The organism is Burkholderia lata, from assembly GCF_000012945.1.
GTDB classification, from domain to species: domain Bacteria; phylum Pseudomonadota; class Gammaproteobacteria; order Burkholderiales; family Burkholderiaceae; genus Burkholderia; species Burkholderia lata.
The window spans coordinates 1,094,426-1,118,528 of the sequence record NC_007509.1; the positions used below are offsets into that span (position 1 = coordinate 1,094,426).

Consider the following 24,103-nt stretch of genomic DNA (forward strand, 5'->3'; position numbering starts at 1 on the left):
TGGTGTCATGCTGCGCAACCTGCGTCGATGAAACAGACCAGGAATGCGGCACAGCATAAGCCGTAAAACATGACACCTCATGTCAGGTATTTGAGGTAACGTGTCGCTCATGAAAGCGAGCCGCCTGTTGTCGATCATGATGATGCTGCAAGCGCGCGGCCGGATGACCGCACCGGCGCTCGCCGACGCGCTGGAAGTGTCCGAGCGCACGATCCTGCGCGACATCGACCAGCTCTCCACGGCCGGCGTGCCGATCTGGGGCGATCGCGGCCGCAACGGCGGCTTTCAGTTGAGCGACGGCTGGCGCACCGATCTCACCGGGCTCACCGAGCACGAAGCGCATGCACTGATTCTGGCGGGCTTGCCGGGGCCGGCGAGCGAACTGGGCCTCGACGGCATGGCGACTTCCGCGCGGCTGAAGATGATCGCCAGCCTGCCGCCCGGCTCGCGCGAGCACGCCGATCGCGTCGCCAGCCGGCTGCATGTCGACACCGTCGATTGGTACCGGGCGCAGGAAACGCCGGCATTCCTGCGTGAAGTCGCCGATGCGGTGTGGGGTTCGTATCGTATCGACGTGAAGTATCAGAGCTGGAGCAGCGTGTCCCGCCGCGAACTCGAGCCGCTTGGCCTCGTGCTCAAAGGCGGCGCGTGGTACCTGGTTGCCAAGGTGGTCGGCAAGCCCGGCGCACTCACGTTCCGGCTCGCGAATATCCTCGAATTCGAGGCAACGCGCCGCCGCTTCAAGCGTCCCGCGCGATTCGACCTCGCGACGCACTGGCGCGACGCGATGAGCCGGTACGAAACCGACCTCAATCGACTGACCGCCCATATCGCCGTGTCGCCGCGCGGCGAAACCTGGCTGGCCAACGCGCGGATCAAGACCGAGCCGGCGTCGCGGGATACTGGCAGCGCGCAGGTACCGCCGGGATGGAAGGCATTCCTGATGCCGATCGAATCGATCGAGCACGGCGCGCGGAAACTGCTCGGGTACGGCGCACACGTGAAAATCCTCGGGCCGCAGGCGCTCAAGGATCAATTCATCGAAGCGTTATCGCAGATACAAGCGCTTTATCGACCAAGCGACGATTGAAGCGCGGCGCTGCCGTCGCGTGTGTCGAAGCGGTCGCGCACAGTCACCGCCCCGGTCGGCGTCATCGCGCTTGCACGCATGCGCTGCACAACCGGTTCGACGGTCATCAACCTCGTGAAGCCGGCCGGCACTCGCCCCCTGTTGGCGTGATCGAGCCGCGTGACTGCATCGGGCGTCCGGTGCATATCGATGCAATCCTGGCCGCTTCGTCAAGTGCATGTGTAGCCTGCCGCCGCGCCATCGAACGGTCAATTCCGGATTCCGAATATTTCCGTACATCGAAAGCGCCCACCCTTGCCCCTCCCGTTCGACACAGGGTAAATCCGCACGCCGCCGCCGGATTCGCCGCACTCGAATCGACACTTCGGAAACGCTCAATTGGCTTGCCGTTGACATGCTCTTACCCTGTCCGTCACGAATCGGATTCACTCGAATCCGGCGGACAGGCAGCAGCAAGCGACATCGGTTTCCCCTGATCAAGCGGCACACGTTTCCTGCTCCCACAGGTCATCTTCACGGGCAAGGTGCGATGCCGCCAGTCAACCCGGTGCCGATTCCGTGACGTCTTCTTCCTGATCGCCGTTCCGGTTCGTCCGCGCGTGTACGCAAGCCGGCATGCGGCTCGGCCTCTCCCGATCGCCTGCCCGACGCGCACCCGCACGAAGCATGTCAAGCGAGCGCGACCGTCATCGGCGCGTGCCTGAAAAACGGGCTGCACCCTCGGTGTCGCGAGCAAGACCGTCGCGCCCGTGAGAACCCGGAAGGTCCGCCTGACAATAAAACCGATACAACAAAGGTAAGGAGACAACGTGAGTCAAGCAACGCCGCAGGCCCGAAGCCGTCTATTCGTCATCTTTCTATGTTTCCTGACGCTCGTAGCCGATGGCTACGATCTCATCGTCTACGGTGCAACCGTTCCGCATCTGCTGAGTGAACCCGGCTGGCACCTGAGCCCGGCCGGCGCGGGCATGATCGGCAGCTGGACCCTGGTCGGCCTGATGGTCGGGCTGGCGGTGGCCGGCCCGCTGACCGACCGCATCGGCCGGCGTCGCCTGCTGATGACGGGCGTCCTGTGGTTTTCCGTCGGCTCGATCGTCTGTGCGCTTGCGACGTCGCCGACCTTCCTGGGCGCCGCCCGCTTCGTCACGGGCATCGGCATGGGCGGCGTCGTGCCGTCCGCGGTCGCGATGTCGGTCGAGTACGCCCCGAAGGGCCGACGCCAGTTGTACAACGCGCTCACGCTGACCGGCTATTCGGTGGGCGGCATCGTGAGTGCGCTGGTCGCCATCGCATTGCTGCACGAACATGGATGGCGCACGTTGTACGCGATCGGTGCGTTCTATGCGGTGATCCTGCCGGTGATGGCCTTCTTCCTGCCCGAATCGGTGGACTTCCTGGTCGATCGCGGCCGCGTCGACGAAGCGCGCACGCTCGCGGCCCGGTATTCGCTCGACTTCGACCAGATCCTGCAGGACAAGCAGGCACAGCAAGCGTCGCAAGACGGCGCGCAAGCGGTACGCGGCTACCGGCTGGTGCTGTCCCGCGAATTCCGCACCACGGCGTTGCTGCTGGTGTTCATGACGTTCTGCGTCCAGGTGATCACCTACGGGCTCAACGCGTGGCTGCCGCAGTTGATGCGCTCGGCCGGCTATCCGCTCGGGTCGTCGCTGCAGTTCCTGCTGGTGATGCAGTTCGGCGCGGTCGTCGGCATGCTCGGCGGCGCGTGGCTGGCCGACCGCCTCGGCTCTAAACGCGTGATGTTTCCGTTCCTTGTCATTGGTGCGCTGTCGCTGATCGCACTGAGCCAGAAGCTCGATTTCGCGTGGCTGATGCTCGCCGTGTTCGGCGCCGGGCTGGGTTCGATCGGCACCAGCAGCCTGATCTACGGCTATATCGCCGCGCACTTCCCGACCGCGTGCCGCGGGTCGGCGCTGGGCGGCGCGCAGGCCATCGGGCGCTTCGGCTCGATCCTGGGCCCGATGATCGGCGGCTGGATCGTCGGCGCGAACCTCGGGCTGCACTGGAACTTCTATGCGTTCGCGATTCCCGCCATCATCGCGGCGACCGTCGTGCCGCTGATTCCGTCATCGCAATAAGACACACCCTCATGGAAATCTACGACTACATCGTGGTGGGCGCCGGCTCGTCGGGCTGCGTGGTCGCCAGCCGGCTGTCCGAGGACCCTGCCGTGCGCGTGCTGCTCGTCGAGGCCGGCCCGGACATGAACAACTTCTGGGTACGCACGCCCGCCGGTGCGGGCAAGCTGTTCATGAACAAGCGGTTCAACTGGGCGTTCGATACCGAGCCGGTGCCGACGCTCGGCGGCCGCACGGTGTACTGGCCGCGCGGCAAGGGGCTCGGCGGCAGCAGCGCGATCAACGGCATGATCTACATGCGCGGCCAGCCGAGCGACTTCGACCATTGGGCCGCACTCGGCAACGACGGCTGGGGCTGGCACGACGTGTTGCCGTTTTTCATCCGGTCGGAAACGAACCAGCGCGGCGCGAATGCGTATCACGGCGGTCAGGGCCCGTTGCACGTGAGCGATGCGGCGATCACCCACCCGACCGCCGACGATTTCATCGCCGCCGCGCAACAGGTGGGCATTCGACGCAGCGACGATCTCAACGGGCCGCCGCACGAAGGCGTCGCCTATCGGCAATACACGATCCGCAACGGCCGCCGCCATACGTCGTACAACGCGTTCATCGAGCCCGTCCGCCATCGCCGCAACCTGACGGTCCGTACCGGCGTGCGCGTAACGCGCGTGCTGCTGGAATCGGGCCAGGCCACCGGCATCGAGGTGCTCGACAACGACGCGCGGCGCCGGATCGTCGCCACGCGGGAAGTGATCCTGTCGGGCGGCGCGCTCGCGTCGCCCCATCTGCTGATGCTGTCGGGCATCGGCGATGCCGGCGCGTTGCACCGGCACGGGATCGCGGCGACGGTCGAATCGCCCGACGTGGGCCGTCACCTGCAGGATCACTGGTTCGGCTCGTTCGCGTGGCGCGTCACGCCGGAAAGCTCGTACAACCACCAGCTGCGCGGGCTGCGGAAGTATCTGGAAGGCGCGCGCTACCTGCTCACCGGCGGCGGCTATCTCGCGATCGGCGCGGCGCCCGTGACCGCCTATGCCCGCAGCGAGGCCGGGCGTCCGGAAGCGGACCTGCAACTGACGGTGAGCCCGATGACGTTCAAGTTCGATGCGTCGGGCGACCCGGTCGTCGACGACTATCCGGCCATCGGCGGGTCGATGGTGCTGCTGACACCCGATTCGCGCGGCCATATGGCGCTGAAGTCGCCCGACCCGCTGCAGGCTCCCGCGTTTCATCCGAACTACCTGAGCGACGCCGGCGACATCCGCCGTTCGCTCGCGGGCTTGCGGATGCTGCGGCGCATTGCCGACGCCGCACCGCTCGCATCGCGGATCGTCCACGAGCTCGCGCCCGGTGCCGCCGTCACGACCGACGAACAGTTGCTCGCGCACCTCAAGGCGAACGGCAACAGCGGCTGGCATCAGGTCGGCACCTGCCGGATGGGCGTCGATGCACAGGCTGTCGTCGACCCGCGGCTGCGCGTACGCGGCGTGGCCCGGCTGCGCGTCATCGACGCGTCCGTCATGCCGCGGATCGTGGCCGGCAACACCAACGCGGCCTGCATCATGATCGGCGAGAAGGGCGCCGACATGATTCGCGCGGATGCCACCGCGCCCCGGGCCGTTTCCGTCTGACTCCTCACACAAGGACGACCTCTCCTCTCATGCAAGCAAACGACCGAACCATTCCGCTGGACCATCCCGACTGCTTCTACATCGACGGCCAGTGGACGCCCGCTCCTTCCGCCGAAACCTTCGAAGTGCTCGACTGCAGCACGGAGCGCGTGGCGGCGCGGGTGGCGCGCGCCGACGCGGCCGTCGCCGCGCGCGCGATCGATGCGGCACGCCGCGCGTTCGACCAGGGACCGTGGCCGCGCATGACGCCGGCCGAGCGGGCCGCCTGTCTCGAACGGATCGCGCAACACCTCGAAGCGGCGAACGACGAGTTCGCGCGCGGCTGGAGCATCGAGTCGGGCATCCTCCAGCGGATCGCGAAGCCGCGCATCGGCCAGTTTCTCGGCGCGGCGTTTCGGCAGTACGCGGCCATGGCCGACACCTACCCGTTCGTCGAGCCGCACCGCTCGGTGACCGGGCACCAGGCGTATGCCGTCAAGGAAGCGGTGGGCGTCGTCCTCGCGATCGTGCCGTGGAACGGCCCGGCCGCGCTGATCGCGTACAAGGTCGCGCCCGCGCTGCTCGCGGGCTGCACGGTCATCATCAAGCCGTCGCCGGAAGCGCCGACTTCCGCGTACCTGTTCGCGCAGATCTGCGACGAGATCGGCTTGCCGCCCGGTGTCGTCAACGTCGTGACCGCCGATCGCGAGGTGTCCGAGGCGATGGTGCGAAATCCGTCCGTCGACAAGATCACGTTCACGGGTTCCACCGCAGCCGGCCGCAGCATCAGCGAGGCCGCGGCCGGGCGGATCGCGCGCGTCACGCTCGAGCTCGGCGGCAAATCGGCGGCGCTCGTGCTGGACGATTACGACCTCGACGCCGCCGCGCAGGTGCTCGGCAAGTCGTACTTCAGCTACCTGACCGGGCAGGTCTGCCACAGCCTGACGCGCATCATCGTGCCGCGCGCGAAGCACGACACGATGGTCGAAGCATTGAGCGAGGCGGCACGTGAGATGGTGCTCGGCGACCCGTTCAGCGACGCCACGACGGTCGGCCCGCTGGCCACCGCGCGGCAGCGCGACACGGTCGAGCACCACGTGGCCAAGGGCATCGCCGAGGGCGCGACGCTCGCCGCCGGCGGCGCACGTCCGCGCCATCTGTCGCGCGGCTTCTTTTTCGAGCCGACGGTGTTCGCCAACGTCGACAACCGGTCGACCCTCGCGCAGCAGGAAATCTTCGGGCCGGTGCTGTCCGTGATCGCGGCGGACAGCGAAGCGCATGCGATCGAACTCGCCAACGATTCGATCTTCGGCCTGAATGCGGTGGTGTTCACCTCCGACGCCCAGCATGCGTTACAGGTTGCGCGGCAACTGCGTACCGGCAGCGTGGGACACAATGCGTCGCGCACGGACTTCTCGATCGGTTTCGGGGGCTTCAAGCAATCGGGTATCGGGCGCGAGGGTGGCGTCGAAGGACTGAATGCGTTCGTCGAATCGAAGACGATCGTGCTCGATCAGCCGCTTGCGTAGTCCGCGCCGAAAGCGCAAACCGCCCGGTCGACGCGGTCGAACAGGCGGTTCAGGTTCAGGTTTCGATTGACGCACGCAGGATGCCTGTCCTTCCCGAGACCCCATGCTTCGCTCACCCGCGCGGCCGGGGTCTTCCGCATTTCGTCATGCCACGGGCGTGTCTTCAGGCAGGTCGAGCAATTGCTCGATCAACGCACGCGCGATCGGGTTCAACTCGCGACCGCGTGCCGTGGCGACCTGAACGCGGCGCACGGCCCACGGCTCCGCCAGTTCCAGCACGGCGACCCGGCTGAACAATTCGTGGCTCACCATGCATTCCGGCTGGACCGTCACACCGAGCCCGGCCTGCACCAGGCTCACGGCCACGCCGGTGCTGCGGACGTCGTATCGCGGCTGGAAATCCACGCCGAGCCGGCGCGCCGCCGCCCGGATCGCACCGACCATCGCCCCGACGACGATCAGGTTCTCGGACAGCAGATCCTCGGTCGTGACGCTCGTGCGCGTGGCAAGCGGGTGCCCCTGCGGCACGACCGCGATGAGGCGATCCTCGCGATACGGCGTGACGTCGACACCGCCGAGATCGAGCGCGTGAGCGGCCGCGAACACGCCGACGTCGGCTTCGCCGCGTGCGGCCGCCTGCACGATGCCGGCATTGTCGAGCTCACGCACGACGATATTGACGAGCGGATACGCACGCTGGAATTCGCCGATCTCGCGCGCGAGAAACGGCACGATGATCGAGCGCGCCGACGCGATCGTCAGCTCCCCCCGCATGCCGTCGGTAAACGCCGCGATCTCCGAGCGCATGTCGTCGAGGTTCGCGAAGATCCGCCGGAGATAACGGACGAGCACCTCGCCCGCCGGGCTCGGCAGCACCCCTTTCGGGCTGCGTTCGAGCAGCTTGATGCCCGCGATGTCCTCGAGATCCTGAATCCGCTTGGTCGCCGTCGATGCGGCCACGTTCTCGCGGATCGCCGCCAGGCCGATTTGCTGCTCCTCGACCGCCGACAGGAACAGCTTCAACGTAAGCAGATCGACCTGCCGAATCAGGTGCAGGCGATTGAAAGTACTCATGTCTCCCCTCATGCACGTCTTCAGGGCGTCGGCGGACGGCGCGGCTGTCGCCACGCGTCGCGCGAGCGCCCAGTCAGGGTCATCCGATGCAATCCAGGACCTCGGCGCCGCTCCGGACATCCGGGACACTGGCATTCGATACCGATCGCGTCCTGCCGGCCACGCAGTGCATCGCGTTAACGTGCGACTCGCCGGCACCTCGACGGTGCCGGCGATGCACGCCCGGTGGATTGACTCTCAGGTTTTCGTCCGGCCCCGGATCGCGCGAACGCTGTCGCGCCGGCGACGATTTTCCGGGCTGTCGAGCGCCACCGACCGCTTCCGCTACCGCGCTATGCCTGCCGGCTCGCGTTGAGCAGCGCGTCGAGCGACGGATTGTCGGCGCCGATATCCCTCGCCGCATGCAGGGGCGGGGTACGCTTGCCGTCGAACGACAACGGCAGCCCGACCAACCCGATCTCGTCGTCCGACGGCTTTTCGATGATGCCGAGCGCATGCGTCTGCGCATGGTCGACCACCTCTGCCGTCGTCTGGATCGGCGCGACGGGAATGCCGGCCGCCTGCAAGCGTGCCTGCCATGCCGCGCGGGTGTCCGTCGACAAGCGCTCGCCGATCAGGCGATCGATCTCCGTCCGGTTCTTCAAGCGCGCCGCATTGGTCGCGAACCGATCGTCGAGCGCCCATTCGGGGCGATCCAGCGCCGCGCACAGCTTCGCGAACAGCGTGTCGTTCGCCGAGCTGACGATCAGGTGACCGTCCGTGGTCGAATACGCGCGGTGCGGCACGATGAACGCGACGCCGGAACCATGGCGGCCGCCGGTATCGCCGTCCGCGTTGTAGTTCGCGATGCTGACGGTCATCCACGCCAGCGCGGTTTCCAGCAGCGAACCGTTGACGGTTGCGCCGCAATGCTTGACCTGGCGACGATACAACGCAGACAGGACGCCGATGACGGCCCACAGCCCCGAGCCGAAATCGACGATCGACACCCCGGCGCGAACCGGCGACTGCCCTTCTTCGCCGGTAATGCTCATGATCCCCGAGAACGCCTGCATCAGCGGATCGTAGCCGGGCAACGTGTTCATCGGGCCGAGATGGCCGAACGCACCGATCTCGCAGTAGACCAGTTCCGGCTTGGTCACACGCAGGCTGTCGGAATCGAGACCGTATTCGGCGCTGGAGCCGGGTCGCAGGTTGTGCAGGAAGACGTCCGCCCGCTCCGCGATCAGCTGGTGCAGCGTCTCGAGCTGTTCGCGATCCTTGATATCGATGCAGATCGCGCGCTTGCCACGGTTGAGCCCGTGATACGCAGCACCGCTGCCCTTCCATTCGCTCGGCCCCCAACCGCGGGCCGAGTCGCCCGTCGGGCGCTCGACCTTCCAGACCTCGGCACCCAGCGCCGCCAGAACCCTTCCGGCGAACGGCGCCGACGCGCTATCGCTCAGTTCGACTACCACGACACCCGACAGCGGCAGATCGCGTAACATGTCGCTTCTCCTGATTTCGTATTTATTGCGGTTGCGGCACGCCGTCCGATTCGGGCGCATACACGCCGCCCGAACGCAGCATCCCGTCGATTTCGTTGCGATCGAAGCCGTACTCCGTGAGCAGCGCCACCGAGTGCTCACCGAGACGCGGCGCCGGATAACGCAGCGCCGGCACGCTCTCGCTCCATTGCTGCGGGATGCCGAGCGTACGAATCCGCCCCTCCGACGGGTGCTCCTGCTCCGCGAAGAACCCGACCGCCGTCATGTGCGGATCGTCGATCAGCGTTTCGGGCGTATTCATCTCGATCACCGGAATATCGGCTTCGGTCAGCGTGTTCACCCATTCGGCCGTGGTCCGCGTCTCGAACACGCGCGCGAGAAACGCGTGCAGGTGCGCGATGTGCTCGGTCCGGCCGCCGATGTTGTTGAAGCGCGGATCCTCGGCCATCTCGGGATGCCCGGACAGCAGGAAAAAGCGCTTCCAGTGATGGTCCGCATAGACGTTCACGCCGATGTAGCCATCGAGCGTGCGATACGGGCGCCGGTCCGGATTCATCATCCGGGCATAGCCCCAGTCGCCGAGCGGCGGGACGAACGTGTGTCCGTACAGGTGATCGCCCATCACGAAATGCGCGAAGGTCTCGAGCATCGGCACGAACACCTGCTGGCCGACGCCCGTCTTCTCGCGCCGGTACAGCGCCATCGCCACCGCATTGCTGGTCGCCATCCCGACTACCCGATCGGCAATCGCGCTCGCGACATAGGTCGGCGGGCCATTCTTGCGGCTTTGCAGCACCGGCATGCCGACCGCAGCCTGGATCAGGTCGTCGTAGGCCGGACGCGATGCATACGGCCCGTTCTGCCCGAAGCCGAATGCGCCGCAGTAGATGATGCGCGGGTTGAGCTTGCGCACATCCTCGTACGCGATGCCCAGCTTCGCCATCGTGTGCGGCCGCATGCTGTACAGCAGCACGTCGGCGGTTTCCGCCATCCGCTTCAGCGACGCGATGCCGTCCGGGTGCTTCAGGTTCAGCACGAGGCTGCGCTTGTTTCGATTCAGATGCAGGAAGATCGGGCCCATGCCGGGATGCCGGCTCGGCCCGATATTGCGCGTCGTGTCGCCGTCGCGCGATTCGATCTTGCACACGTCGGCGCCCATGTCCGCCAGCAGCAGCGATGCGTAGGGGCCCATGAAGTTCGACGTCAGGTCGAGGACGCGCACGCCGTCGAGGGGTCCGGCCATGTCAGCCTCCGTCGACGGATTGGAAATGCAGGTTCACGATGTCTCCTCCGTGAATGAACGGCCGCGCGGGCGCCGGTTGCTCCGGCGCTCCGCACGCGGCCGTCAGGATGCCGACAGCACGAACACCGGCAGCTTCTGTTCACCTCGCTGGATGATCCGCGCTTCGACGCGCTGGCCGATCCGGATCGCTTCGGGCGCTTCGTCGATCTGCGCGAACAGGTAGTAGCCTTCGTCCATCCGGATGAAGCCGACCGTGTACGGGACGATGTCGGCCCAGACCGGCGTCGGCCCGCGCATGATCGTGCTGTGCGAGTAGATCTCGCCACGGCCCGACGCTTCGGTCCAGTTCAGCGACTTCCCGCCGCAGTGCGTGCAGAACGAATGGGCCGGCCACACGGCCTCGCTGCAGTCGGTACAGCGCTGGTAGGTCAGCCTGTCTTCGGCCAGTGCGTCCCAGTACGGTTGGGCGTCGAGCAGCCGGTACGGCTGCGGCCAGGCATTCGGCAAATGGGTTTCGGTCATGGATGCTCCCGATCAGGGTTCACGTTGCGGACGACAGCAGCAGCACGGCGCCGGCGGCCAGCATCCCGCCCGCGCCCTGCACCAGCACGGTTTCAGGACGGCGCGACGGCGCCAGTCCCAACGGTTGCCCGCGCAACTGCCTGACCGCTTCGATGATGCTGTCCATGTTGCAGGAAATGCCGGGCTGCCCGAACGACAGCCAGCCGCCGTTCGTGTCGGTCGGCAGGTCGCCGTCGACGCCCGTGCGGCCTTCGCGATAGACATCGATACCGCGCCCCTTCTTCGCGAAGCCGAGATCCTCCATCACGATCGGCCCCATGTGCGCGAAGTTCACCGAGAGCTGCGCCATGTCGACGTCGGAAGGCGTCAGCCCCGACATCGCATAAGCCTGGCGCGCTGCCTCGGCGGTGGCCGTGGTCGTCAGGTTCGGCAACACACCGATGCTGTCGAACCGGCACGTGCGCAGGTTCATCCGGTCGGTCAGATACTCGTGCGTCGTCGCCGATCCGTAGCCCATCAGGTACACCGGATTGGGCGCGTGGCGTGCGTTCTCCGGCGACGTCACGACCAGCGCGCCGCCCGTACCGCCGCCCCAGGTCGAACACATCCAGCGGCGCAGCGGCGTCGCGACATACGGCGACGACAGCACCGCCGCACGGTCGATCTCGCCGAACTTCGCCTTCGCCGCATGCGGGTGATGGCGGCCCCAGCGCTGGTTCGCAATCGCGACATCGGCGAGGTCGCTTTCGGTGATGCCGAACTCGTGGAAGTAGCGTTGCGCGGCCTGCGCATAGAGCGCCGGAATCGTCGGGCCGTATGGCACCTCGAACTGCGGATCCGCATCGGCCTCGGCACCCATCGCGACCGCGTCGACGAACAGCTCGGTCGCATCGCTCTGCAGGCACAGCACGTATTCCGCGCGCCCTGCCGCGATCATCTGCGACGCGATCGCGAGCGTCGACGTCAGGCCCGCGCCGTGCATCGTCAACTCGCTGGTGATCGTCACCGGCATCTGCATGTGCGAGATGAAGATGTTGCTCCACTGGGAGCGCTTGTCGGCCCACGGCGAACGGCCCGTGAACACCGCGTCGACCTGGTCCTTGCCGATGCCCGCGTCGGCGAGCGCATTGAGCGTCGCCTCGGCGGCCAACTGCAGCGGGTCCTTGCGATTCGCGCGCGACGCATAGGCGTCGCCCATGCCGACGATCGCCGCAACCGGACGGGGAGTCATGGTCATGCTCCTCAGACCTTGAAGTCGGGTTGCGCTTCGGCGATCAGTGCGTCGAGATCGGCACGCTTGCGCAGCATCAGCAGGCTCCATTCGCTGCGCTGCAGGACTTCGCCGCGCTGGTTGTACGCCTGGATCAGCATCGTGCCGACGCCGAACTTGTCGTCCTTCTCCTTCTTCGCGATCACCTCGGCGCTGGCGTAGACCGTGTCGCCGATCTTCACCGGGTTCAGGAAGCGCATCTTGTCGACGCCGTAGTTCGCCTGGATCGCCGGGCCGAACTGCAGCAGCCCCGAAATCAGCGAGAACGTCAGTTGGCCCTGCACGATACGCTCGCCCCAGCGGGTCTTCGACGCGTATTCCTTGTTCGAGTGAATCTCGATCCAGTTGCCCGTGAACATGCAGAACATCACGACATCGCTCTCGGTCACGGTGCGACCATTCGAACGGAACTTCGTGCCGATTTCCAGCTCGTCGAGCGGAATGTTGACGCTGTTGTTGATGACGCTCATTACTGTGTCTCCGGTTGAATTGGGATGGTGGCGGGCACCGCGTGCCCGCGCGCTTCGTTCGAGGAAAAGGCGTGACCGTTACTGACGCATCGACTTCGCGATGATCGTGCGCTGGATCTGCGACGTGCCGCCGCCGATGGTCGACTGGATGCTCTCGCGCAGGTAGCGTTCCATGTCGGCTTCCGGCAGGTTCGCGTAACCGCCGAGGATCTGCATGCCGGCCAGCGCGCATTCCTTCAGCGTTTCCGAGCCGTACAGCTTCGCCATCGACACTTCACGGCTGCACGGCACGTGATCGGCCGCGAGCTGCGCGGCGCGATAGCAGAGCAGGCGTGCTGCATCGACCTTCGTCTGGCAGTCGGCGAGCAGGTGGCGAATCACCTGGAAGTCGTAGAGCTGATGGTCGAACTGGATACGGTCGTGCGCGTAGCGCGTGGCGGTCGTCACGGCCTGCTGTGCGTTACCCGTGTATGCCGCTGCCACCGCGCAGCGTTCGAGTTCCAGGTGTTCCGTGATGATCTTCCAGCCCTGGCCTTCCTCGCCCAGCAGCGCATCGCCCGGCACGCGCACTTCGTCGAGGAAGATCTCGGTCGTGCCCGTGGCATGACGCGACAGCGTCGGCAGCTTGTTGATCACCATCCCCGGCGTGTTGTTCGGGATCAGCAGCACCGACAGGCCCTTGTGCTTGTCGTCGGTGCTCGTGCGCACCAGCATCGCGATCACGGTGTCCTTCGCTGCGGCGCCGCTGCACCACAGCTTCTGGCCGCTGACGATCCAGTCGCCGTTGGTGTCGCGGCGGGCGCGCGTCTTCGTGTTCGCGGCATCCGAGCCTGCGTCCGGTTCCGAGATCGATACCGAGAAGCGGATCTTGCCGTCGATGAACGGCTGCACGTATTGCTTCTTCTGTTCGGGCGTGCCGAACTTGATGATGTTCATCGCGGTGAACGTCGGCACCAGCACCGAACACGCGAAGTCGAAACCGAACTTGCCGAGACCTTCGGCCATCAGCGAGTAATCGAAGATGTCGCCGCCCGAGCCGCCTTCTGACTCCGGAATGAGGATGCCGAGCCAACCTTGCTTCGCAATCTTGTCGTACGCCTCGTACGGGTAGTCGCGATTCATGTCGCACTTGCGCACGTATTCGACCGTGATCTCGTTGTCCATGAACTTGTTCACGGTGTCGAGCCACATCGTTTGCGATTCGTCGAGAAAGTTAGCCATGTGTCTTCGCTCCAGTTGTTGGCGTCTGCTCAAGCAGCCGCGTTGTTCGTCGTGGAATGAGCTTAGGGCTTCGAGCCTGGCAAACCAACTGACCATTTCTGAAGTGCCGATTCGGATTTCCCGAAATCCGCAATGGCCTGCGAAAGCGATGGCGACCGCTATCGCAGCCACGAACAGGCGCGCAAAAGAAAACGCCGCGCAGGGCGATACTTCGCCCTGCGCGGCGGTCATTGAAGTCGGTGTGAAAAGTCAGGGAGACGCTTGCATGCTGCGCGAGCGTCGATGTCACTCACCGCTCACATCATGCGATCGCGCCGGCCTCCCGTAGCGCGGCCAGTTCGGCGGCGGTGAACCCCCAGTCGCCGAGAACTTCGTCGGTATGTTCGCCAGGTAGCGTCGGCGACGATTGAATTTCGCCAGGTGTCCTGCTGAAGCGCGGCGCGGGTGCCGGCTGGACCACGCCGTCACGTTCGATGAATGTCTGCCGCGCGCGCAAGTGGGGATGATCGGGCGCTTCCGCCATCGACAGCACGGGCGCGATGCAGACGTCGCGGCCTTCGGCGAGCGCGCACCATTCGTCGCGGGTGCGCGTAAGGAACAATGCCGCAAACTTCGCATGGACCTCGGGCCAGCGCGAACGATCGTGTTGATCCGGCATCTCTTCTTCGGGCAAGCCGAGCATCTCCAGCGTATTGCGCCAGAAACGCGACTCGTTCGACCCGATGCTGATCCAGCGCCCGTCGCGGGTTTCGTACACGTTGTACCAGGGTGCACCGGAGTCCAGACGATTGCTGCCGCGCTCATCCTTCCAGTAGCCGCTCGCCAGCATGCCGTAGAAGAGCGTCATCAGCGACGCAGAACCGTCGACCATCGCCGCATCGACCACCTGCCCCTTGCCCGACCGCTTGCTCTCGAGGATCGCCGACACGACGCCAAGCGCGAGATACAGCGAGCCGCCACCGAAATCCCCGGCCAGATTGAGCGGGATCACCGGCGGGCCGCCGGCCGCGCCGACCGAATGCAGTACGCCGCTCAGCGAGATGTAGTTGATGTCGTGGCCCGGTGCCTGCGCGAGCGGGCCCTGCTGCCCCCAGCCGGTCATCCGGCCATAAACCAGCGACGGGTTCGCCGCGAGGCAGGCGTCCGGCCCGAGACCGAGTTTCTCCGCGACACCGGGGCGAAACCCTTCGACCAGCGCGTCGGCCTGGCCGACCAGCTTCAGGATCGCCGCAGTCGACGCCGCTTTCTTCAGGTCGAGTGCGGCACTGCGCCGGCCACGGTTCAGCAGGTTGAAACGCGGGTCGCCGGGCTGGCCGCCGTCATAGCCGGGCGGGCGGTCGATCCGAATGATTTCGGCGCCGAGATCCGACAGCAACATGCAGCAGAACGGCACGGGGCCGACGCCCCCCAGCTCCACGATCCTGATACCGGCAAGCGGCCCTTTTGCGCTGTGCATCCTGGTTGTCTCCATGAGAGTGTTTTTCAGCTTCGGCGTGCCGGGCATCGTGCGTGCGGCACGCGGACGCGATCGTGTGATCGTCGATCCCGCTACGTGATGGTTCGCGCCGCAAGGTGCCCTTCGCGAAGCGCGGGCCCGTGTGTCGAGCTTTTCCGCCGAGCGCGCGACCGACAGGAGATGCAGACCTCACGCGCGCATGCGCGTGCGATCCCTTCGCCGATGCCTCGATACGCACCGGTATTCAGCACACGCTTCTCGTCTCGGATCGGTGTCGCGGCTCACGTGCCGGCCGGTCTCACGACATCGCCACACCCGTCACATCGCAAACGACTGCGGAATCCGCAGACCATTTCATTGTGGGATCTAGGCTACCGTCGTCGATTCCTCGATCCAATTGATCATTTTCGAAGTGCCGCCTTCCCTGCGTCGAAACGGCGGGCAACGCGCGGCACAATGGCGCTCAGGCAGCGAATGATCAAACGGACGGGGACTAGCGCGCGATCAGAGGACACGGCGGCCACGATCCGCAGTGCCGGCATGACTCTCATGGAAATTGCGCGTCGACGATGCCGTCGGCGACCACGCACGCGGATTTCGAAGTACGGAATCGATGCGCGTTAACCCTTGATCTCGCGAGAGGGCAGGCCGAATATCCGTCGGATTTCGCCCGGAGTCCACGTGTTCCATCAGCCTCACATCGGCGCCACGCTTCATGCGCGCGTCCTGCCCCCCACCCGATTCGTCCGCCGCCACCGGCCGCCGGCGCGCACGCCCGACGGTGCCGCGTCATGAAACTCACGCCAGCCCGCGCCCGCCTGTTCACGCTCAGGCATCTGCGCAGCGACCTGCTGCCGTGGGCGATCGCGTTGTCCGTCGGCATCGATTACTTCGACAACTCGATCTTTTCGTTCTTCACGAGCTATATCGCGGGCGGCATCAATGCGTCGCCGGACGAGCTGGTGTGGTCGTCGACCGCCTACGCGACCGCCTCCGTGCTCGGCATCGTGCAGCAGCAATGGCTGATCGAGCGCCTCGGCTTCCGGCGCTACCTGAGCGGCTGCCTGCTGATGTTCGCAGCGGGATCGCTCGCCGCATCGCTCAGCGAATCGTCGATGTCGCTCGCGATGGCCCGCGGCTTCCAGGGCTATTTCATCGGACCGATGCTCGGCACCTGCCGCATCATGCTGCAAACCGGCTTCACACCCGAGGAACGCGCCCCCGCCACGCGCATCTTCCTCGTGATGATCCTGCTCGCCAGCGCGCTCGCACCGATGGCGGGCGGTTATCTCGTCGCGCACTTCGACTGGCGCGCGCTGTTCCTGTGCTCGACGGTCGGCGGGGCCGCGCTGTCGGCGTTCACCTTCCTCGTGGTGCCGCACATCGGCCGCCGCCCGATCGAGCGCCGCAGCGACACCCATCTGTGGCCTTATCTGGTGTTCGCGATCGCGCTCGGCGCACTGCAGATCGTCGCGCAGCAGCTGCGCTTCGAAGTGTTCAGCACCACGCCGCTGATGCCGCTGGCCACCGTCGCGGGGCTGACCGCGCTCGGCTGGTTCGCGTGGCATCAGTGGCACGATCCGCGCCCGCTCCTTCGCGTGAATGCGCTGCGCGAAGGCCCGTTCCGGCAAGGCATCGTGCTTTACGCGTTCTATTACTTCATCAGTAATGCGATCGGTTTCCTGATCTCGCGGCTCCTGCAAAGCGGGCTCGGCTATCCGGTGGAAAATGCGGGCCGCCTCGTCGGGCTCACTTCGCTCACGGCGATTCCGATGGCCATCGCGTATTTCAAATACGCGCGCCTCATCAAGCGCAAATGGCTGATCGTGCCGGGCTTCGCGATGGCGGCCGCGATCGGCATCTGGGTGCTCAACCTGCCGCCCGACGTCAGCATGGGCTGGCTGCTGCCGCCGCTGGTGTTGCGCGGCTTTCTGCTGATGTTCATCGCGCTACCGACCGCGAGCGCCGCGTTTCAGATTTTCTCGAACGACGAATTCACGCACGGGTACCGCTTCAAGAACGTGGTCAAACAGCTGGCCTACTCGCTGTCGACCGCGACGTTCATCATCGTCGACCAACATCGCACGGCCGTGCATCAGACGCGTCTCGTCGAGTTCGCGAATCCGTACAACCCGGTGTTCGTGAACACGCTCGACACGATGACGCACGCGTTCGAGGCGCAGGGGCTGGGTGCAGCCGAGGCGCGCGGCCTGTCGTTGGGTCAGATCGCGCATATGGTCGCGCATCAGGCCAGTTTCCTGAGCGCGCTGGACGGCTTCGAGATGATCGTGGGGCTGGCGCTGGTGGGGGGAACGATTGCCTTCGTGCAGCGGCAGATCCGGTAGTCTCGGGTTCGAAGCCGCGCTTCTCGGCGCGGGTTTCCCGAGCCGGGCCGAGCCACGCCGGTGGGTCTTTGCGCATTGCCGCAACCGTAGCCGATACCGCCACCGGCTCACAACGGACGATTGACAGCCGCCGGCAGACGGCCGACAGTTCCGGCATCGCAGCTCGATCGTGCGGGCCGGAATGCCGGGGATCGGCCGCCGCGAGCGCGAGTGCCGCGCCTGTCGCAAGCAAGGCGCCAATGGACTGCTGGCCAACAATACCGAGAGAACAGCATGCCGCTTCAGTCAAACTACCCCAACACGCTCCACTACGTCCGGCAGAATGCGCGCCGGCTGACTTATGACATCGGTTACTACCTGAGCCCGCAAAACGATGGAGCGATCACCGTCGGCTACGAGATCGTGCAAGCGGCGCACAACGGTCGCATCAGCTGCGCTGCGACCACGCTCGACTTCCGGGGCTCGCTCGAAGAAGCGGAGCGGTACCTGATCAAGATGCTCGAAGCGATGGTCGAGGGCTTATCCGAGTCGTGGGAATCGGATCAATACAGAAACCGCAAGGAGACGGACGAGAGCGCGGTCGAGCATGCATGGCTGATACGCAGCGTCTACGGCTACTGGCCGAAATTCCACGATGCCGGGGTGCTGGCCATCACGCTGCGCCGGGTCAATGTGAACGGTGGATGGCAAACGGATATGGAACTCACGATCCGTCATGCCGGGCAAGACAATCCGGCCTGGAAGGGGCCGCAAACGCCTTGCCGGATTACGTTCCTGTTCGAGGACGTCGAGGGAAGCGAGTTCGAGACGGAAAATGTCGCGTTCCCGTCGTGGATTTACGATCTGCGGTTTTCTCACTGCGACGACGGCCGCATCCAGATCGACCTGTATCCGTCGACCGGCTTCGGGATCCTGCTCTACTGCCGTGCCGCGACCGTCATCCGCATCGAGCCGTGCGCATCAGACAACCACGGCATCTGAAGGCCGCATCGGCACCATCAGATCTCGTCGGAAAACTCGTCGAGAAAGCGCTGCAATCGATCGCGGCGAACGATCGCCATGCGCGTACCCGTGACGGTCTGGAAACCGGTTGAAAGCCGCAGCAGTTTCGTGCGGAAGTGATCGATCGCGAATCGCGTGTCGTCGAGCGCCCGTTCCGATGCGTGCGGATCGACCGGGTCATACAACGCGCTGCCCATCCGGCCCGCGACATAAAAACACCGTGCGACGCCCACCATGCCGATCGCATCGAGCCGGTCGGCATCCTGCAGCATCCTGGCTTCCAGCGTCGTCGGCGCGATACAGGCCGAAAAACTGTGCGCTACGACCGCGTGCGCAACCGCATCGATCTTCGCATCCGGCCAATCCAGCGACTTCAGCACCTGCCGGGCCTTGTCCGCCGACAGCCGCGATGCCTGCGCGCGAAGCGGGGAATTTTTCTCCACCGCCACGCAGTCGTGCAGCAGTGTCGCCGCAAACAGCACCTCGGCGTCGCCGCCCTCCTTCGCCTGGATCGCGGCCGCGTTCTTCCACACGCGTTGCAGATGCGACGTGTCGTGGGAGCCATCGCCATTGGCATCGCTCCAGTGAGCGAGCAAGGCGTTGGCCAGATCCTGAAAGGGTGCGAACGCTGGGAGAGTCATCGGGGAAAGCAGTGGAGGTCGGGATGCCGATTATCGCCGCAAGTGCCGCGCGGCATACGATCCGCGATCCGATCCGTCCTTAATGCCGGCAGATCAAGCAAACCGTTACCTCCGGCGATACCCGGTTGGCTTATAGTGCGGGTTGCCAATTCGACGAGGAGCGCTGCAATGACACTGCTGGCCAATGGTCCGTTTGAAGTGAAGCTGAATCCGGAATCCCTGAGTCCCGTCGCGGAGCAGACCGGGCTCGGCCGCATGTCGCTGGACAAGCAGTATCACGGCGACCTGGAGGCCGTCAGCCAGGGAGAGATGCTCGCGTTTCGAAGCAGTGTCCAGGGCTCCGCCGGCTATGTGGCGATGGAAACCGTGCAAGGCGCGCTGGGCGGCCGCCACGGCAGTTTCGTCCTGCAGCACAGCTCCACCATGACGCGCGGGCAGCCGCAGCAGTCGATCACCGTCGTGCCCGATTCCGGCACGGGAGAATTGCTGGGGCTCACCGGCTCGCTGATCATCACCATCGACAACGGCCAGCATTCTTACCGCTTCGACTACACGCTGCCGGAATCGCCTCGGTAAGCCGACTCACGGGGATGCGGCGACTTCATCGCGTCGCCGCACCGGTGCGATAACGCGCCCCGGGCGGCATTCACCTGCCCGATACCCGGCACTAGCACTTCGACGAAGGCATTGCCGGGTTCGCTCATGATCGCGTGGCGGCATTCGACCGCCGCGACGCGCTCAACTCGCTCATCGCCGAGCCTTCACACCCCGATCGCCACGCATTCAATTCCACGCGTGGCGCGCCGGCCGCACGCCGTTCAGGTAGTAGTTGCCGACGAGGTGATATTTCCAGCGCACCGGATCGTGCAGCGTATGCGTGCGAGCGTTGCGCCAATGCCGGTCGAGGTTGTGCTCGGCCAGCGTCGACTGCGTGCCGGCCAGCTCGAACAGCTTCTCGCCCGCCAGCAGCGCGATCTCCGTCGTCAACACCTTCGCCTCGCCCACCGCCACCGACGCGCGCGCGACATCGTCCTCGGTCACGTTGCCGCGGGCCGCGATCTCGTCGAGCGTACGCGCCGCGCGCTCGAGCAGCGCCTCCGCCGCATGCAGCTGAATGTGCAGATGGCCGATCTCGCGAATCGTCAACGGATCGTCGGCCGCCCGTTCGACGCCGCTGTCGACCCACGGCCGCGTGCGCGAGCGCACGAAGGTCAGCGTATCGTCGAGCGCGGCCTTCGCGATGCCCGCGTCGATCGCGGCCTGGATGATCTGTGACAGCGGGCCGTTCAGCGTCGGCAGATCCGACACGCGCTGGGCCGGCAGCACATGCGAGGCAGGCACGCGCACGTTGTCGAGCACGACGGTGCCGCTCGCGGTGGTCCGCTGCCCGAACCCCGACCAGTCGTCGATCACGGTCAGCCCCGGCGTGGGCTGGCGAATGTACGCGAGCCACGCGTGGCGCGCGTCGTCGAGGCCGAGCACCGGCACGTAATGCGCGAACAGTGCCCCGGTCGAATAGAACTTGGTGCCGTCGACGACGTAATCGTCGCCGTCCCGCCGCACGCGCGTCTTCAGGTCGAGCACGTGCTTCGTGCCCTTCTCCGAAAAGCCGTTGCCGAACCGCTTGCCGCTCAGCACTTCCGAGAACAAGTGGCGCTTCTGCGCGTCGGTGCCGGTCAGCGCGATCACGTCGACCAGCCCGAAATGATTCTGCGGCAGTTGCCCGAGCGACGGATCGGCCGCCGCGACGATCTTCACCACCTCCGTCAGCGTCACATGCGACACGCCCGCGCCGCCATAGGCCTTCGGCACCGTGATGGCCCACAGCCCCGACTGCGAGAACCATTCGATCTCGTCACGCGGCAGCCGGCGCTCCCGGTCACGTTCGGCCGCGCCTTCCGCGAGCCGCTGCGCAAGAGCATGCGCGGCCGCGATGGCTTGCGCGTCGTCGGCGATCACGCGGGCCGCCTGCGGTTGCGTATCGGCCGGCCGTTCCTGGATCGTGGCGCTCGTGTCTGACATCGGGCTCTCCTGCTGATTGACGGAAACATTCAATCTAGCAGCGCACTGCACGCCGGCAAACCGAGCGATTCGCACAACGATATTCCTTCGCATGACAAACGATACGGCACGCTGCCTGCAAGCAACCGCGCGTCAGCGGCGACATCGACGCTCCAGCATCGACGCCGCGCCGCCTCGCCCGCGTAATGCCCGATGGCGATAACGATGTACGAATCCGTTATTGGATCGTCCGCAGCGTGCTTCCTATACTGGCCTGCCGGCATCGACGGCCCCGCCTTTCAAGGACCCCGCATGACTTCGTCTCCCGCAGCAACCGAACTTTCCACCGGCACCGACTATGACGCGCTTGCCAGCCGCTTCAGGCCGATCTTCGAACGCATCGCGGCCGGCACCGCGGAACGCGAACGCCGCCGCGAGCTGCCGCACGAGGCGATCGGCTGGCTGAAGGCCGCCGGCTTCGGCGCCGTGCGGCTGCCGGTGCGCGATGGCGGCGCCGGCGCATCGCTGCCGCAGCTGTTCCGGCTGCTGACCGAACTCGCCGCCGCCGATTCCAATCTGCCGCAGGCATTGCGCGGGCACTTCGCGTTCGTCGAAGACTGGCTGAACGCGCCGCCCGGCGCCGATCGCCAGACATGGTTCGACCGTTTCGCGAGCGGCCAGCTCGTCGGCAATGCGTGGACGGAAACCGGCGACGTGGCGCTCGGCCAGACCATCACGAAGGTGTCGGAAAAGCATGGCCGGCTCGTGCTGAACGGCCGGAAGTTCTACAGCACCGGCAGCCTGTTCGCCGACTGGATCGACGTGTTCGCGCAACGCGCGGACGACGGCAGCGACGTGATCGTCGCCGTGGCAACCGCGCAGCCCGGCGTGATCCGCGAGGACGACTGGGACGGCTTCGGCCAGACGACGACCGGCAGCGGCACCACGCGCTTCGAAGATGCAGCGGTCGACGCCCGGGACGTGATCGACTTCGCGCGACGCTTCAAGTACCAGACGGCGTTCTACCAGCTCTTCCACGTCGCGACGCTGGCCGGCATCGGCCACGCGATCGTGCGCGACGCGGGCGACCTGGTGCGCCGCCGCACCCGCGTATACAGCCACGGCAACGCGCCGCGCGCGGCCGACGACGCGCAGCTGCAACAGGTGATCGGCGAAATCGCGTCGTGGGCCTATGCGGCCGACGCGCTCGCGCTGCGCGCCGCGCAGCCGCTGCAACAGGCCTACGAAGCGCACTTCGGCGGCGACGCCGCGGCCGAGCACGATGCGAACGTCGCGGCCGAGATCGAGTCCGCGCAAAGCCAGCTCGTCGTGTCGGAACTCGTATTGCGCGCGGCGACGCGCCTGTTCGACGCGCTCGGCGCCTCCGCGACCCGCAGCACGACGGCGCTCGATCGTCACTGGCGCAACGCGCGCACCGTGTCGTCGCACAATCCGCTCGTCTACAAGGCGCGGATCGTCGGCGACTGGGTCATCAACGGGCGCACGCCGCCGTTCGTCTGGCAGATCGGCAACGGCCCGGGGGCGAGCACGAGCACGCATGCAGATACAGGAGCCGCCCAATGAGCAAGACCATCCGCTTCAATGCGTTCGAGATGAACTGCGTCGGCCACCAGTCGCCCGGGCTGTGGGCCCATCCGCGCGACCGGTCGTGGCAGTACAAGGATCTCGACTACTGGACCGACCTCGCCCGCGTGCTCGAACGCGGGATTTTCGATGCGATCTTCATCGCGGACGTGATCGGCTACTACGATGTCTACAAGGGCAGCAATTACCACGCGCTGCACCAGGCCGCGCAGATCCCGGTCAACGATCCGCTGCAGCTCGCCGCGCCGATCGCGATGGCGACCGAGCATCTCGGCATCGGCATCACCGCGTCGACGACGTTCGAGCACCCGTACACGTTCGCGCGCCGGCTGTCGACCGCCGACCATCACACGAAGGGCCGGCTCGCGTGGAATATCGTCACGTCCTACCTCGAAAGCGGCGCGAAAAACGTCGGCGATAACGGCCTGCGTACCCACGATGACCGCTACGCGGTCGCGGCCGAGTACGTCGAGGTGCTGTACAAGCTGTTCGAGGGCAGCTGGGAGGACGGCGCGGTGGTCCGCGATCGCGACGGCCGCGTGTTCACGCATCCGGAGAAGGTGCACGAGATCGGCCACAAGGGTCGCTTCTTCGATGTGCCCGGCTACCACCTGTGCGAACCGTCGCCGCAGCGCACGCCCGTGTTGTTCCAGGCCGGCGCGTCCGGCCCCGGCAAGGCATTCGCCGCGCAGCACGCGGAATGCGTGTTCGTCGCCGCGCCGACCCGCCCGCAGCTGGCGCGCTACGTGGCCGACGTGCGCGCGCAGGCCACGGCCGCCGGGCGCGACGCGAGCAAGGTCCTGATCTACAACCTCGTCACCGTGATCGTCGACGAAACCGACGAGAAGGCGCAGGCCAAGTTCGACGAATATCGCAAGTACGTGTCGTACGACGGTTCGCTGGTGTTCATGTCCGGCTGGACCGGTATCGACTTCGGCCAGTACGCGCCGAACGATCCCGTCCGGCGCGTCGAAACGAATGCGATCGTGTCGGCGGTCGAACACCTGGCGGGCGGCGACACCGCATGGACCATCGAGGAACTGGCGGCCTGGGGCGGCATCGGCGGCCTGGGCCCCGTGTTCGTCGGCTCGGCGGCGACCGTCGCGGACATCCTGCAGGAATGGGTCGCCGCCACCGACGTGGACGGCTTCAACCTTGCGTATGCGGTTGCGCACGAAACCTTCGAGGATGTCGTGCGTTATCTCGTCCCTGAGCTTCAGCGGCGCGGCGTGTATCCGACCGGCTATGCGCCGGGCACGCTGCGCGAGAAACTGTTCGGCGGATCGGCGCGGCTGCCGGACGAACATCCGGCCGCGCAGTACCGCGACATCGAGCAGGTCAAGCGCGAGGCCGAACAGGTGGCGGCCTACGCGTGACGGCCATGCAGCGGCTGGTCGGCCCGCATGCGCGGGCCAACCGGCCGGCTTCACGATGAGCA

General features: G+C 66.0%; 19 protein-coding genes. 9 read left to right on the forward strand and 10 right to left on the reverse strand.

The features are described 5' to 3' along the window. Positions 1-109 precede the first annotated feature (109 nt). The 4 genes from BCEP18194_RS04670 (at position 110) to BCEP18194_RS04685 (ending at position 6,328) form a co-directional block, all read left to right on the forward strand. Positions 110-1,090 (forward strand): helix-turn-helix transcriptional regulator, encoded by a 981-nt coding sequence (locus BCEP18194_RS04670; RefSeq protein ID WP_011350168.1) that lies wholly within the window; start codon positions 110-112, stop codon positions 1,088-1,090. An 809-nt stretch (positions 1,091-1,899) separates the two neighbouring features. Continuing rightward, positions 1,900-3,186, forward strand: a complete 1,287-nt coding sequence (locus BCEP18194_RS04675) for an MFS transporter (RefSeq protein WP_011350170.1) — start codon at positions 1,900-1,902, stop codon at positions 3,184-3,186. Between the two features lie 11 nt (positions 3,187-3,197). Beyond that, the gene (locus BCEP18194_RS04680) at positions 3,198-4,820 is read left to right on the forward strand and encodes a GMC family oxidoreductase (protein WP_011350171.1); all 1,623 of its coding nucleotides are present in this window, start codon (positions 3,198-3,200) and stop codon (positions 4,818-4,820) included. 29 nt (positions 4,821-4,849) lie between these two features. Then, positions 4,850-6,328, forward strand: coding sequence for an aldehyde dehydrogenase (locus BCEP18194_RS04685; protein ID WP_011350172.1), 1,479 nt, complete (start codon positions 4,850-4,852; stop codon positions 6,326-6,328). Positions 6,329-6,472: 144 nt separating this feature from the next. On the opposite strand, the gene BCEP18194_RS04690 is transcribed toward BCEP18194_RS04685, so the two are convergent. From BCEP18194_RS04690 to BCEP18194_RS04730, 8 genes are all read right to left on the reverse strand, one after another. Next, on the reverse strand, positions 6,473-7,402 hold the full coding sequence (locus BCEP18194_RS04690; protein WP_011350173.1) for a LysR family transcriptional regulator: 930 nt from the start codon (positions 7,400-7,402) through the stop codon (positions 6,473-6,475). 332 nt (positions 7,403-7,734) lie between these two features. Continuing rightward, complete coding sequence (locus BCEP18194_RS04700; protein ID WP_011350174.1) at positions 7,735-8,889, reverse strand: CaiB/BaiF CoA transferase family protein; 1,155 nt, start codon at positions 8,887-8,889, stop codon at positions 7,735-7,737. A gap of 22 nt (positions 8,890-8,911) precedes the next feature. Beyond that, positions 8,912-10,132, reverse strand: coding sequence for a CaiB/BaiF CoA transferase family protein (locus BCEP18194_RS04705; protein ID WP_011350175.1), 1,221 nt, complete (start codon positions 10,130-10,132; stop codon positions 8,912-8,914). A gap of 102 nt (positions 10,133-10,234) precedes the next feature. Then, positions 10,235-10,654, reverse strand: a complete 420-nt coding sequence (locus BCEP18194_RS04710; protein ID WP_011350176.1) for a Zn-ribbon domain-containing OB-fold protein — start codon at positions 10,652-10,654, stop codon at positions 10,235-10,237. A gap of 19 nt (positions 10,655-10,673) precedes the next feature. Then, on the reverse strand, positions 10,674-11,891 hold the full coding sequence (locus BCEP18194_RS04715) for a thiolase C-terminal domain-containing protein (RefSeq protein WP_041492504.1): 1,218 nt from the start codon (positions 11,889-11,891) through the stop codon (positions 10,674-10,676). Between the two features lie 5 nt (positions 11,892-11,896). After that, positions 11,897-12,394 carry a MaoC/PaaZ C-terminal domain-containing protein gene (locus BCEP18194_RS04720; RefSeq protein ID WP_011350178.1) on the reverse strand — a complete coding sequence of 166 codons (498 nt, stop codon included), beginning with the start codon at positions 12,392-12,394 and terminating at the stop codon, positions 11,897-11,899. A 78-nt stretch (positions 12,395-12,472) separates the two neighbouring features. Beyond that, on the reverse strand, positions 12,473-13,615 hold the full coding sequence (locus tag BCEP18194_RS04725) for an acyl-CoA dehydrogenase family protein (RefSeq protein WP_011350179.1): 1,143 nt from the start codon (positions 13,613-13,615) through the stop codon (positions 12,473-12,475). Positions 13,616-13,916: 301 nt separating this feature from the next. Beyond that, positions 13,917-15,071: a CaiB/BaiF CoA transferase family protein gene (locus tag BCEP18194_RS04730; RefSeq protein ID WP_011350180.1), complete on the reverse strand. Its 1,155-nt coding sequence runs from the start codon at positions 15,069-15,071 to the stop codon at positions 13,917-13,919. 791 nt (positions 15,072-15,862) lie between these two features. Between BCEP18194_RS04730 and BCEP18194_RS04735 the strand changes: the two genes are divergently transcribed. Both BCEP18194_RS04735 and BCEP18194_RS04740 read left to right on the forward strand, forming a co-directional pair. Next, complete coding sequence (locus BCEP18194_RS04735) at positions 15,863-17,416, forward strand: MFS transporter (protein WP_011350182.1); 1,554 nt, start codon at positions 15,863-15,865, stop codon at positions 17,414-17,416. A gap of 273 nt (positions 17,417-17,689) precedes the next feature. Continuing rightward, positions 17,690-18,397 (forward strand): Imm50 family immunity protein, encoded by a 708-nt coding sequence (locus BCEP18194_RS04740; RefSeq protein WP_011350183.1) that lies wholly within the window; start codon positions 17,690-17,692, stop codon positions 18,395-18,397. 17 nt (positions 18,398-18,414) lie between these two features. Here the strand turns inward: BCEP18194_RS04740 and BCEP18194_RS04745 are convergent, their stop codons facing one another. Continuing rightward, positions 18,415-19,059, reverse strand: coding sequence for an HD domain-containing protein (locus tag BCEP18194_RS04745; protein ID WP_011350184.1), 645 nt, complete (start codon positions 19,057-19,059; stop codon positions 18,415-18,417). Between the two features lie 168 nt (positions 19,060-19,227). Between BCEP18194_RS04745 and BCEP18194_RS04750 the strand changes: the two genes are divergently transcribed. Further along, positions 19,228-19,635 carry a DUF3224 domain-containing protein gene (locus tag BCEP18194_RS04750; RefSeq protein WP_011350185.1) on the forward strand — a complete coding sequence of 136 codons (408 nt, stop codon included), beginning with the start codon at positions 19,228-19,230 and terminating at the stop codon, positions 19,633-19,635. A 207-nt stretch (positions 19,636-19,842) separates the two neighbouring features. On the opposite strand, the gene BCEP18194_RS04755 is transcribed toward BCEP18194_RS04750, so the two are convergent. Further along, positions 19,843-21,081: an SfnB family sulfur acquisition oxidoreductase gene (locus BCEP18194_RS04755; protein WP_011350186.1), complete on the reverse strand. Its 1,239-nt coding sequence runs from the start codon at positions 21,079-21,081 to the stop codon at positions 19,843-19,845. Positions 21,082-21,372: 291 nt separating this feature from the next. Here BCEP18194_RS04755 and BCEP18194_RS04760 point away from each other — a divergent pair, with 291 nt between their 5' ends. Then, positions 21,373-22,644, forward strand: coding sequence for an acyl-CoA dehydrogenase family protein (locus BCEP18194_RS04760; RefSeq protein ID WP_011350187.1), 1,272 nt, complete (start codon positions 21,373-21,375; stop codon positions 22,642-22,644). Continuing rightward, on the forward strand, positions 22,641-24,041 hold the full coding sequence (locus BCEP18194_RS04765) for an LLM class flavin-dependent oxidoreductase (protein WP_011350188.1): 1,401 nt from the start codon (positions 22,641-22,643) through the stop codon (positions 24,039-24,041). The genes BCEP18194_RS04760 and BCEP18194_RS04765 overlap by 4 nt, the downstream gene beginning before the upstream one ends. Positions 24,042-24,103: the final 62 nt, after the last annotated feature.